Origin of the sequence: Mesorhizobium sp. Cs1299R1N1, assembly GCF_037179655.1 — a bacterium.
In the GTDB taxonomy this organism is placed as follows: domain Bacteria; phylum Pseudomonadota; class Alphaproteobacteria; order Rhizobiales; family Rhizobiaceae; genus Mesorhizobium; species Mesorhizobium salmacidum.
The window spans coordinates 204,206-216,679 of the sequence record NZ_JAPYKR010000012.1 but is presented as its reverse complement, the minus strand read 5'-3'; the positions used below and the strand labels follow the sequence as shown (position 1 = coordinate 216,679).

Below are 12,474 nucleotides of genomic sequence, written 5' to 3'. Positions count from 1 at the left end.
AGACTGCCTAGCGATTTTGGGACAACGACATGCACGACAACAAAGGGAGTGGCGGTATTTAGGTGGCATGGCGTGCCGTGTCACACGAATTCGCTTGAGCCAAACGATCAGCGGAAATGATCGTCGACGCTTGCGTGGAAGCTCAGTCCTTCGCGGTCTTGCCCTCGATCGCCCTGCCCCAGTCGAGCAGCGGCTTGGCGCGCATGGTGAAATCGACAAGTTCCTCGACCAGCTCCGGCCCGTGGATACCAGCCGGATCGATCACATGGCGGACGGCGAAATGCCGGTTGCGGATGGCAGTGACGAGGTCTTTGTCTTCGACCTCTTCGAAGCCGCGCGGCGTGCGTTTCATGCCGCCTTCGGCATCGAGTTCGAGGCCATTTTTCCTCAGCGCCGCCACCACGGCGCGAAACGCATCGGGATGGCTCGCGATGGCCTTGCGCATGGCCGTCAGCAGTTCCGGCGCCGGCTGCCACCAGGCGACGCCGGCAAAGCAGCGCTCGAGCCCGATATGGACGAAGAACACGCCCTGCTCCATCTTGGTGCCGTCCGGCGACAGGATAGCCGAGAGATGTCGGTTATAGGGTCGCTTATCCTTAGCGAAGCGCACGTCGCGGTTGATGCGGAACAGCGATTTCTTGCGATCTCCGCGCAGGCCGAGGCCGGCTTCCGCAAAACGCTGCGTAAGCGTGTCGACGAGATCACCCAGCGGGTCGCGCAATTCCTTTTCGAACAAGTCGCGATTCTCCAGGAACCACTCGCGACTCTGGTGGAAATCCAATGCCTTCAGGAACGGAATTGCCTTGGAGCCGAACCCCTTGAACGCTTCGCCCGTCACGACTTGCCGACCCGCTGCAGCCAGGTGTCCTCGTCGATCACTTCGACGCCGAGTTCGCTGGCAAGCTTGAGCTTGGAGCCCGCACCCGGTCCCGCCACCAGCAGATCGGTCTTGGCCGAAACCGAGCCGGCCACCTTGGCGCCGAGACGTTCGGCCATTGCCTTGGCTTCGGAGCGCGTCATCTTTTCCAGCGAGCCGGTAAAGACGATCGTCTTGCCGGCGACCTCGCTGTCGGCCGAGACGGTGACGATATACGGCTTCGGTTTGACCTGCTCCAGCAGCTTCTCGAGCACGTCGTCATTGCGCTCATTGCCGAAGAAATCGCGCAGCGCATCGATCACCGTATCGCCAATGCCGTTGATCGATGGGAAGACGGCATGCGGATCCTCCGCCGCCGCCGTCTCCTTGCCGACGCGGATCAACTCCTCGATGGTTGAAAATGTCCGGGCCAAGACGGCAGCCGTTGTCTCGCCGATATGGCGGATGCCGAGCGCGAAAATGAAGCGGTCGAGCTCCGGCTCTCGGCGCGAATCGATGGCCGCGAACAGCTTGTCGAGCCCCTCATAGTTGCGGTCCTCGACGCTGCGCACGTTCTTGCGGGTCTTGCCGGACGCTGCCTCGCGCTGCCTGGCCTGCTCCTCGCGCCGCTCGGCCAGCGCCTTGGTCACGGCGGGCCGGCGCTCCCTGAGCGTGAAGATATCGGCGGCGGTCTTGATCAACCCGGCATTGAAGAAAGTATCGATGTTCTCCGCGCCCAGCCCCTCGATATCCAGGGCGCCGCGCGACACGAAGTGGCGCAACCCTTCCACTGCTTGCGCCGGGCAGATCAATTCGCCGGTGCAGCGGCGCCGTGAATCCTCCTTGCCGGTCTTCTCGTTGATCTCGCGTGTCGCCGGCGAACCGCAGATCGGGCAGGTGTGCGGGAATTCGTATGGCACGGCATTGGGCGGACGCTTGTCGATGACGACACTGACGATCTGCGGGATGACATCCCCTGCCCGCTGGATCACGACAGTGTCGCCGATGCGCACGTCGATACCGTCGCGGATCGGCTGGCCGGTGCTGTCCAGGCCCTTGATATAGTCCTCATTGTGCAGCGTGACGTTTTCCACCACCACGCCGCCGACCGTCACCGGCGCCAGCCGCGCCACCGGCGCCAGCGTGCCGGTCCGGCCGACCTGAATGTCGATCCTCTGCACGGTCGTCATCGCCTGTTCGGCCGGGAATTTGTGCGCGACGGCCCAGCGCGGCTCACCGGTGACGAAGCCCCAGCGGCGCTGCAACTCCAGCTGGTCGACCTTGTAGACGACGCCGTCTATGTCATAGCCGAGCGACGAGCGCTGCTCCTCGATCCGGTGATAATGCGCGACCAGCTCCTCGACCGACTTCGCCCGCACCATCAGCGGACTGATCTTGAAACCCCAATCGGCGAATTTCTGCACCGCTTCGTACTGCGTTGGTGCCGGATCCGCCGTCGTATAACCCCACGCATAGGCAAAGAATTTGAGATTGCGGCTGGCGGTGACGGATGGATCCTTCTGGCGCAGCGACCCGGCCGCCGTATTGCGCGGATTGACGTAATCCTGGCCACCGACAGCCGCCGAGCGCGCCTTGAGCGCCTCGAATTCCGCATAGGTCATGTAGACCTCGCCGCGTATCTCGATGATCTCGGGCCAGCCCGAACCTTTCAGCCTTGCTGGGATGTCGGCGATGGTCCTGAGATTGGCGGTGATGTCCTCGCCGACAGCGCCGTCGCCGCGCGTCGCCCCCTGCACGAACACGCCCTTTTCGTAACGCAACGACGCCGACAGCCCGTCGATCTTCGGCTCGGCGGTGAAGGCGATGCCGAGGTCCTTGTCGCGGTCGAAAAAGCGCCGGCCGCGCTCGATGAAATCAGTGACATCACTGTCGGTATAGGCCTTGGCGAGGCTGAGCATCGGCACGGCATGGCGCACCTTGGTGAAGCTTTCCGCCGGTGCGGCACCCACCCTGAGCGAGGGCGAATCCTCACGCACCAGCCCGGGAAAGCGCTCCTCGATGGCAAGGTTGCGCCGCCGCAGCGCGTCATACTCCGCGTCCGTGATAACAGGCGCGTCCTCGGCATGGTAGCGCTGGTCGTGACCGGCGATCTCTTCGGCAAGGCGCTGGAGTTCGGCTTCAGCCTCGCTTTCGCTGAGCGAATCGACAGGTTTTTCGGCCATGCTTTTTGTCCCTGAACGGTGGCGCGTCACCATAGAGCATCATCCGGAAAAGTGGGAACCGGTTTTCGGAAAAGATCATTCCTGAACAGCAGGATGGAGCCATATCCTGACTCGCCCCATGACGCCGGATAGTCTCACGCCGCGTTTGTATTCTCGCGCAGCAGCCGCTCCGCGGCGGCGCGCGCTTCGTCGGTGATCGTGGCACCGGCCAGCATGCGGGCGATCTCCTCCTGCCGCGCCGTCCTGTCCATCTCGGCAATCCCTGTCGCGACCCGGTCGGTGCTGCCCGATTTGGAGATCAGGAAATGTGTCGCCGCGCGCGCCGCAACTTGCGGCGCGTGGGTGACGGAAAGCACCTGGACGCGCTTCGACAGCCGCGCCAGCCGCTGGCCGATGGCGTCGGCCACCGCGCCGCCCACGCCGGTGTCGATTTCATCGAAAACCAGTGTCGGCGCCGAACCACGATCGGCCAGCGCCACTTTCAGCGCCAGCAGGAAGCGTGACAGCTCACCGCCGGACGCAACCTTCATCATCGGCCCGGGCCGCGTGCCGGGATTGGTGCGCACCCAGAACTCGATCTGGTCGATGCCCTCCTCCATGCGGCTCTCTGCCTCGCTCTTCATCTCGACGATGAAGGCCGCGCGTTCGAGCTTCAGCGCCGGCAGTTCGGCCATCACCGCCTTGGTCAGACCGACCGCCGCGGCATGGCGAAGCGAGGACAGCTGTACGGCGGCGATGTCGTAGGTTTCGCGTGCGGCGGCCGCCTGCCTTTCCAGCCCGTGCAGGCGCTCCTCGCCGGCATCGAGATCGGCGAGATCGGCAACCATGGTGTCGCGCAGCTGCGCCAAATCGTCGACGGCGATGCTGTGCTTGCGCGACGCCGCGCGCAGCGAAAACAGCCGCTCTTCCGCTTTTTCCAGCCGCTGTGGATCATACTCCGTGGCCCGAAGGGCGGCCTCGACGCCCGACTGCGCCGCATCGAGCGACAACATCGCTTCATCCAGCGACTTGACCACGTCCTCGAGCAATCCGGGCGCCTCAGTCGCCTTGCGCTGCAACCGCCTCAGCAGGCTGGCCAGTTGCGGCAAGGGCGAGGACGGACCCGACAGCACATCCTGCGCATCATGGATTTCGGAGGCGATCTTCTCGGCACGCATCATGTGGGCGCGCAGCTCCGCAAGTTCGGTTTCCTCGCCGGGCTGCGGATCGAGCCTGGTCAGTTCGGCAACCGCGGCGCGCAGATAATCGGCCTCGCGCGCGGCGGCCGCCACCTTGGCGCGATGGCGCGTCAGCTCCTGCTCGCAGGCGCGCCAGTGCCGCCATGCCTCGCCGGTCGAGCGGACGGCACCCAGATGGCCGCCGAAAGCATCAAGCACATCGCGGTGTGCGCCGGGATCGACCAAAGCGCGTTCATCATGCTGGCCGTGGATCTCGACCAGCGCGCGGCCGACATCGCGCATCAGCGTCACACTGGACGGCTGGTCGTTGACGAACACACGGGTACGGCCGTCCGCCGTCTGCACGCGGCGCAGGATGACGTCGCCATCGTCCTCGATGGCGTTTTCGGCGAGCAGCGCGCGCACCGGATGGTTGCGCGGAACATCGAAGACGGCGATGACCTGGCCCTGCGATGCGCCATGGCGCACCAGCGAGGCATCGCCGCGCGCGCCGAGTGCCAGCGACAGGGCGTCGAGCAGGATGGATTTGCCGGCGCCGGTTTCGCCGGTCAGCACGGAAAGACCCGGCTGGAAGTCGATGTCCAGCTTTTCGATCAGGACGATATCTCGGATCGACAGTCTGGAAAGCATGAGAAACCGGACCTATTGCATGCCGCCCAAAAGTGGACCCGGTTTCGGGATAACGACAGGCACGAAACAAAAAATTTAAGGCGGCACCCGACAGTTGGAGTCGCAGCGCCGCACTATCTTTTTGTTTGAGCTTCGGATCAATCCGAAAAAGCGCGCTGCGCGCTTCGCTCGGAGGTCAGGCGCCGGTAATCAGCTTCCCGGCCTTGGATATCCACGATCCGGCATTCTCGCGCGGTGCCAGGCCGTTGCTCTGCAGCAGCTTGTAGGAATCCTTGTACCACGAGCTGTCGGGATAATTGGTACCGAGCACCGCAGCGGCCGTCTGGGCCTCCGAGGTCAATCCCATCGCGTAATAGCTTTCGGTGAGGCGCGCGAGCGCTTCCTCGACATGGCGGGTATTGGAATAGTTTTCGACCACGGTGCGGAAGCGCTTGACGGCGGCGATGTACTCGCGGCGCTCCAGATAATAGCGCCCGATCTGCATTTCCTTGCCGGCGAGCTGGTCGTTGGCGAAGCGGATCTTTTCCTTGGCGTCATCGACATATTCCGACGTCGGCCAGCGCGTCACCAGGTCTTGCATAGTCTGCACGGTCTGGCGTGCTTCCTTCTGGTCCTGCGTCACGTCCTTGATCTGGCGATAGTAGCTCAGACCAATGATGTACTGGGCATAGGCCGCGTCATCCGTGGACGGATAAAGGGCCAGGTACCGCTTTGCCGACTGGATGGCGTCGTCGTAGCTGCCCTTTCGATAGTCGGCGAACGCGCCCATCACCATCGATTTGCGGGCCCATTCCGAATAGGGATGCTGGCGGTCGACGGCGTCGAACTTCTTGCTCGCCTCGTCCAGGCGTCCGGCATTCATGTTGGCGAGGCCCTGATTGTAGAGAACGTCGGCCGGCTCGGTCTGGTCGACATAGGTCGACAGGTCGATATCTTTCTCCGACGACATGCAGGCCGACAGAAAGAGCGATGGAACAACCACCGAAAGCGCCAGGAAAACAGACCGCTGCGGCGCTTTCGATTGACCGACTCGCTTGAAGAACATGGTTGGGTTCCGCCCTTTCGGCGTTATTTCAATGCCTCTTGCATGCTGTTGTCCCAAAACTGGTCCCCACTTTTGAGCGACATGCACTAATCGACGGCAGCAGCCATAAACCATTACCGCCTTGCCCGGCAACGCTATGTCCAGCCAATCGCACATTTTTGTGGCGGCGGACCGTGGCGTGAAAATCTATGCAATTTCGCTGATGTGTGATGCATTCTTGCAACACCACACCGCCATGGATTCCGAAAAAGATTAAGAAAATCAGATCATCCAGGGCGCATAGAGAGGCGCGTTGACGGCGTTCATCTCGGCGCCCCGGCCACGCTCCCGGCGTGTCGTCTCAACGATCTCGAATGCCGTGCGGTCCGACAGCAGGCGCCGCAGCGCGGCGGCGTTCAGCCGGTGACCGCCGCGATAGGAGCGGAAACAGCCGATGAAGCGCGCACCGGCCAGCGCCAGGTCGCCCATGGCGTCGAGCGTCTTGTGGCGCACGAATTCGTTGGGATAGCGCAGGCCGCCCATATTGATGACGCGGTTGTCATCACCGATCACCACGGAATTTTCCAGCGACGATCCCAGCGCATAACCGGCGGCCCACAGCCGCTCGACGTCCTTCATGAAGCCGAAGGTGCGGGCCCGCGCGATGTCGCGGCGGAAAATATCGGCATTGATGTCCGATGCGAAGAGCTGACGGCCGATCGCCGGGCTTTCGAAATCGATCTCGACCTCGAAACGGGTACCGTCATAAGGCCTGAACTCCGCCCAGGAGGCGCCGTTCTCGATGCGGACCGGCTTGACCACCCTGATATAGCGCCGCTTGACGGCCAACACCTCGATGCCGGCCTGGTCGATGGCTTCGACGAACGCCATGGCGCTGCCATCAAGGATTGGGACCTCGTGGCCGTCGATCTCGATGACGACATTGTCGATGCCGAGCCCGAACAGGGCCGCCATGATGTGCTCGACCGTGGCAATGTGCTCACCCGAGGGATCGCCGAGCATTGTGCAAAGGTCGGTGGCGCCGATCTCGGAAAACAGGGCGCGGAACTCACGGCCCTGCCCATCGCCATTAAGGAGCTGGAACACGATGCCGGTATCGGCATCCGCGGGCAGGAAACTGATGGAAACTTCTTTGCCGCTGTGAACGCCGGTGCCTGTAAGCGACGCGCGCGTCTTCACTGTCGTCTGGTGGTCGTGCAAGACAATCCCCATGAGCCCGTAATGCCTAGGTCCGCTTCTCCAGCCCGAGGGCGCGGCTCTTGTGAAGTCGGCAGTCAGGGCTACTTCCCCCGAAATCCCGGCATACCGACTATGGTAGGCAGCGAAGATAATGTCCCGGCAAGGAGACTCCAAATCACGGTTTCTTACTCTTTGTAACCGTGAACTGGAACATGTACGGCGCCATAACTACTTGATTATACAGCATTTTAAACGTTAACAGGCAAGCAATTCCTTGCCTGCCTGTTAACAATTGTTACAGTCCGTTAACGGCTCAGTTGGCCTGGCGGCGCAGGAACGCCGGAATCTCCAACTGATCGTCGTCCTGAGTCGCCCTGGTCTGCGGTGTCAGGCGGCCCTGATCGTCCAGCTGACCGCGGCGCGGTGCGTAGAGCTGCGCATCCTGGCTGGCGAGGCGGCGCACTTCCGGTGCGGCCTGGCGCAGCTTGGGCTCGCGCGGTTGCGCCGGCTGCAGCCGTGCAGGCTCTTCTTCGCGACGGGTCAGGCCATTGGTCAGGCGCTTCAGGAGACCCATCGGGCCGCTGTTCTCGTGGTCGACCGGACGGCTCTTGGCGTCGACCTCGGCCTTCACGACCGGCGGAAAGTCCTCGACGCGCGGCATGCGCTGCGGCGCCATCGCGACCGGCTGCTGGACCTCACGCAGCATTTCGCGCGGCTGCGGAGCCGGTTGCATCATCTGCTGGACGACCGGCTGCACCATCGGCTGCGGCTGTGCAGGCGGCGCTTGGAAGATCTTGCTCTGCGGGCGGAAATCGTCCGCATGGGCGACCGGAGTCGGACGAGCCTGCGCCATGGCCGCGGCATTCGCTTCGGCCAACTGGATGGCTTCGGCAACCGGATCGGCGGCGCGTGGTTCATACACCGCCTGCTGGACCGGCGCCGGGCGGCTTTCCACCGGGGCGACGGCCGGCCGGGCAGCCGGCTTCGGCGGAGCGGTGCGGATCGAAATCGGCGCGGCGGCGATTTCAGCCGCCGACTTGTCGATACCGGTGGCGACCACCGAGACGCGGATGACGCCTTCGAGTTCCTCGTCGAAAGTGGCGCCCAGGATGATGTTGGCGTCCTGGTCGACTTCCTCGCGGATGCGGGTCGCCGCTTCGTCGACTTCGAACAGGGTCAGGTCACGGCCGCCGGTGATCGAGATCAGCAGGCCCTTGGCGCCCTTCATCGAGGTCTCGTCGAGCAGCGGGTTGGCGATCGCGGCTTCCGCCGCGGCCATCGCACGGCCCTCGCCCGAAGCCTCGCCGGTGCCCATCATCGCCTTACCCATCTCGCGCATCACCGAACGCACGTCGGCGAAGTCGAGGTTGATCAGGCCTTCCTTGACCATCAGGTCGGTGATGCAGGCGACACCGGAGTAGAGCACCTGGTCGGCCATCGCGAAGGCGTCGGCGAAGGTGGTCTTGTCATTGGCCAGCCGGAACAGGTTCTGGTTGGGGATGACGATCAAGGTGTCGACGCATTTCTGCAACTCCTCGATGCCGAAGTCGGCCGTTTTCATGCGGCGCTGGCCTTCGAAGTGGAACGGCTTGGTGACGACGCCGACGGTCAGGATGCCCTTCTCGCGGGCCGCGCGGGCAACAACCGGAGCAGCACCCGTACCGGTGCCGCCGCCCATGCCGGCGGTTACGAAGCACATGTGAGTGTTGGTGAGATGGTCGAGGATCTCGTCGATGCACTCTTCCGCCGCGGCGCGGCCGACTTCCGGCTGCGATCCGGCACCGAGCCCCTCGGTGACATGCGCGCCAAGCTGGATCAGCCGAGAGGCCTTCGACATGGTCAGCGCCTGCGCGTCGGTGTTGGCCACGACGAACTCGACACCGCGCAGTCCGGCGGTGATCATGTTGTTCACGGCATTGCCGCCGCCGCCGCCGACACCGAACACGGTGATGCGCGGCTTGAGCTCGGTGATGTCCGGCTTCTGCAGATTGATGGTCATTGTCTCCGTCCTTTGCCTTTCACGCCGCTTCGCCGCCGCGGCCGCCTATGGGGCTGTCCCCGTCAATTAGAAACTGTCTCTCAACCACTGACTCATGCGATGCAGTTTTCCACCAGTTCCGGTCATCCTGAGACCGGAAATGCCTTTCGCCGGATGGCTCTCGAAGCTCGCCATCTGCGGATAGATCAGAAGCCCGACAGCGGCCGAGAAAGCAGGGCCTTTCGCCGCTTCGGGCAAGCCCGCCACGCCGAGCGGGCGACCGATGCGTACATTGCGCCCCAGGATGCGGCGCGCCGCCTCCGGCAGGCCGGCCAGCTGGCTGGCGCCGCCGGTGAGCACGACGCGCTTGCCGACCGCATTGCCGTAGCCGGACTTGTTCAACCGGTCGCGCAGGAGTTCGAGCGTCTCGTCGATGCGGGCGCGCACGATGCGCGTCATCACCGAACGCGGGATCTGCAGCGGCACGTCGCCATCGTCGCCGATCGGCTGGATCGAGACCAGGTCGCGATCGTCGGCACTGCCCGGCAGCGCCGAGCCGTGCATCACCTTCAGCCGTTCGGCGGCATCAAGCGAGGTCGAAAGTCCCTTGGCCATGTCGAGCGTGACATGGTTGCCGCCGATGGCAATGGCGTCGCCATGAACGAACTTGCCTTCCGAAAACACCGAGATCGTCGTCGTGCCGCCGCCCATGTCGATGCAGGCGGCTCCGAGTTCCAGCTCGTCGTCGACGAGTGCCGCCAGCCCGCTGGCATAGGGCGTCGCCACCATACGCTCGACCGACAGGTGCGAGCGGTTGATGGAGAGCTCCAAATTGCGCATCGGTGCCGCGTCACCGGTCAGCACATGCATGTCGACGCCAAGCGCGTCACCGACCATGCCGCGCGGATCGCGCACGCCGCGTTCGGCATCCAGCGAGAAGCCGACGGGCAGCGAATGGACCACCTCGCGCTCGGCCTTCAGCGCCTGCTTGGCGCCGGCGCCGAGCACGCGCTTGATGTCGGCCTCGTCGGCCTCGTGGCCGCCAAGATTGATGGTGGCCGAGAAGGTTTCGCTCTTCAGCCGTCCGGCGGTCATGTTGACGATCAGCGAATCGACGGTCAGCCCGGCCATGCGCTCGGCGGCGTCGACGGACAGGCGGATAGCATGCTCGGCACGGTCGAGATCGACGATGACGCCCGACTTCACGCCTTGCGATTTCTGGTGACCGATACCGATGACCTGGATGCGGTGCGAGCGGCCGCGCAGGAGCTTGCCGTCATCGTTCGGCTTGAGCTTGGCCACCATGCAGCAGACCTTGTTCGAGCCGACGTCCAGCACTGTCAGTGTGCCCGACCGGCGCGACGAGGCATCGCCAGAACCGCCAAGCCAGCTCATATCTTCGTCTCCGGCTTGCGCTTGAGGGTCTTTGGTTTCTCGTTGAGCGCGGCTTCGCGCTGCGTCGCCGCCTGTGGCGTCAGCTCCACGACCAGCCGGTCCGTCAGGCGCATGTCGACAGCGGCGATGTCGCGCGACAACAGACCCTTGTCATGGTCCATCTTGACGAGTTCGGCGAGCGCCTGGTCCTCATCATCCTCGGGCAACTTGATGGTGATGCCGTTGTCCAGCTTCAGGTCCCAGCGCCGCTCGCCGACGCGGACATAGCCTTTGATGCGGCTGGCAAGGTCGGGATACTGTTCGATCCTGGCCAGGAAATCAGGCGCCTTGGCGGGCGCGCCGGTACCGATCAACAGCGGCAGGAGCACCTGCTTGCCGCCCGAGAACGGCGCGATGACAGCGCCATCCTTTTCGATGACGGAGAGGTCGTTGCCCTGCTGCCAGAGCGCGAAAGCCGCGCGCTCCTCGACGCGCACTTCGAGCGTATGCGGATAGACCTTGCGCACCGCGGCGACCTGGATCCACGGCAAGGTCGCGATGCGCTCCCGCGCGGCCTCGGCATCGAAGCCGATCAGCGACGTCCAGCCATCGAGTTCAAGCCTGTCGAGAATGTCGATCTCTGAAGTCTGACGGTTGCCGACCACCTTGACCTGATCGACGGCAAAGCCGGTGCGGGCGGTGATGCTTTGAATGATGCCGTCGGCATGACCGCCGAGGTAGGCGCCATAGGCCCCGCTCGAAGCCAGCAGCACCGACGACATGATCGCGACGGAGAACCGCGGCGCCTGGAATTCACCATCACCAAGGCGCGTCAGGATGCGCACCGGGCGGCGAAGCACGCGCGGCAGGACGAAATGGTCCAACGACAATGGCAGGCCGAACAGCGACGGCCCGGCCGCGCCCCTCACCTTACCCTGTCCCCATTTCAACGCAGACACGAAGCGTCCTCCACCATCCAACTCAACAGTTCACCAAACGAATGCCCGGCATGGGCGGCAATTTCAGGCACCAGAGACGTCGACGTCATGCCCGGCTGAGTGTTGACCTCGAGCCATACAACCTCGCCATTTTCGGAGTGACGATCGTCATAACGGAAGTCCGACCGGGAAACGCCCCGACAGCCGACAGCTTGGTGAGCCTTGAGCGCCAGTGTCTGTATTTTTTGGTAAATATTCGGTGAAACTTTTGCGGGGCATTCGTGTTTTGATCCGCCCGCGACATATTTTGAATCATAGTCGTAGAAGGAATGGCCCGTCGGGATGATCTCGCAGACGCCAAGTGCCACATCGCCCATGACGGCGCAGGTCAGCTCGCGCCCATGGATGTAGCGCTCGACCATGACGGTATCGCCATATTTCCACTCGGACGACCCGATCACCTGCGGTGGGTGCGACTGCCCCTCCGACACGATGACGACGCCGAAGCTCGACCCTTCGCTGACCGGCTTGACCACGTAGGGCGGCTTCATCGGGTGCTTGTTCTGGATAGAGAAGCGGTTGGCGACCTTCGATTCGGCAACGGGAACGCCGACCGATTTGACGATCTTCTTCGCCTGCTCCTTGTTCATGGCAAGCGCCGAGGCGAGCACGCCGGAATGGGTGTAGGGAATGCCGAGATATTCAAGGATACCCTGGATGGTACCGTCCTCTCCGAACGGTCCATGCAGCGCATTGAAGGCGACGTCGGGCTTGAGCTCGGCAAGCACCGAGCCGACATCGCGCCCGACATCAACACGAGTGACCTGATACCCCTCCTGGTCCAGCGCATCGGCACAGGCCTTTCCGGAAGACAAGGACACGGGCCGCTCGGACGAGAAACCTCCCAGCAATACGGCCACATGCTTGTTTTTCATTCCCCGTCATCCCCTCTCACGGCGGACCAAAATCCAAGATTTCCGCAACATTGAGTCCGAGTCTCCCGGCAGGTTGCCCCCCAGACGGAAAACGCGGGTAACGCGTCGAACGACTCAAATCAGGAAACGCTTTAGGGCAGAGAATCAGAGAGTTGATTCACTGGCAAGTACTTATGAT

The 12,474-nt window shown here is 63.4% G+C and carries 9 protein-coding genes; all 9 read right to left on the bottom strand.

What is annotated here, in order from left to right; all coding sequences use genetic code 11:
* Nucleotides 1-142: 142 nt before the first annotated feature.
* Nucleotides 143-838: a DUF2461 domain-containing protein gene (locus O7A70_RS25295; RefSeq protein WP_337142819.1), complete on the bottom strand. Its 696-nt coding sequence runs from the start codon at nucleotides 836-838 to the stop codon at nucleotides 143-145.
* Nucleotides 835-3,039, bottom strand: a complete 2,205-nt coding sequence (gene ligA, locus O7A70_RS25290) for an NAD-dependent DNA ligase LigA (RefSeq protein WP_337142818.1) — start codon at nucleotides 3,037-3,039, stop codon at nucleotides 835-837. Before ligA ends, O7A70_RS25295 begins: the two co-directional genes overlap by 4 nt.
* A gap of 134 nt (nucleotides 3,040-3,173) precedes the next feature.
* Nucleotides 3,174-4,847: a DNA repair protein RecN gene (gene recN / locus O7A70_RS25285; RefSeq protein ID WP_337142817.1), complete on the bottom strand. Its 1,674-nt coding sequence runs from the start codon at nucleotides 4,845-4,847 to the stop codon at nucleotides 3,174-3,176.
* 175 nt (nucleotides 4,848-5,022) lie between these two features.
* Nucleotides 5,023-5,892 (bottom strand): outer membrane protein assembly factor BamD, encoded by an 870-nt coding sequence (locus O7A70_RS25280; protein ID WP_337142816.1) that lies wholly within the window; start codon nucleotides 5,890-5,892, stop codon nucleotides 5,023-5,025.
* A 261-nt stretch (nucleotides 5,893-6,153) separates the two neighbouring features.
* The gene (gene lpxC / locus O7A70_RS25275; protein WP_337142815.1) at nucleotides 6,154-7,104 is read right to left on the bottom strand and encodes a UDP-3-O-acyl-N-acetylglucosamine deacetylase; all 951 of its coding nucleotides are present in this window, start codon (nucleotides 7,102-7,104) and stop codon (nucleotides 6,154-6,156) included.
* A 280-nt stretch (nucleotides 7,105-7,384) separates the two neighbouring features.
* Entirely contained in the window at nucleotides 7,385-9,070 is a 1,686-nt protein-coding gene (gene ftsZ, locus O7A70_RS25270) for a cell division protein FtsZ (RefSeq protein ID WP_337142814.1), read from the bottom strand.
* A 66-nt stretch (nucleotides 9,071-9,136) separates the two neighbouring features.
* Complete coding sequence (gene ftsA, locus O7A70_RS25265) at nucleotides 9,137-10,444, bottom strand: cell division protein FtsA (protein ID WP_337142813.1); 1,308 nt, start codon at nucleotides 10,442-10,444, stop codon at nucleotides 9,137-9,139.
* Entirely contained in the window at nucleotides 10,441-11,382 is a 942-nt protein-coding gene (locus tag O7A70_RS25260; RefSeq protein ID WP_337142812.1) for a cell division protein FtsQ/DivIB, read from the bottom strand. Before O7A70_RS25260 ends, ftsA begins: the two co-directional genes overlap by 4 nt.
* Nucleotides 11,370-12,296 carry a D-alanine--D-alanine ligase gene (locus tag O7A70_RS25255; protein ID WP_337142811.1) on the bottom strand — a complete coding sequence of 309 codons (927 nt, stop codon included), beginning with the start codon at nucleotides 12,294-12,296 and terminating at the stop codon, nucleotides 11,370-11,372. Before O7A70_RS25255 ends, O7A70_RS25260 begins: the two co-directional genes overlap by 13 nt.
* Nucleotides 12,297-12,474 lie beyond the last annotated feature (178 nt).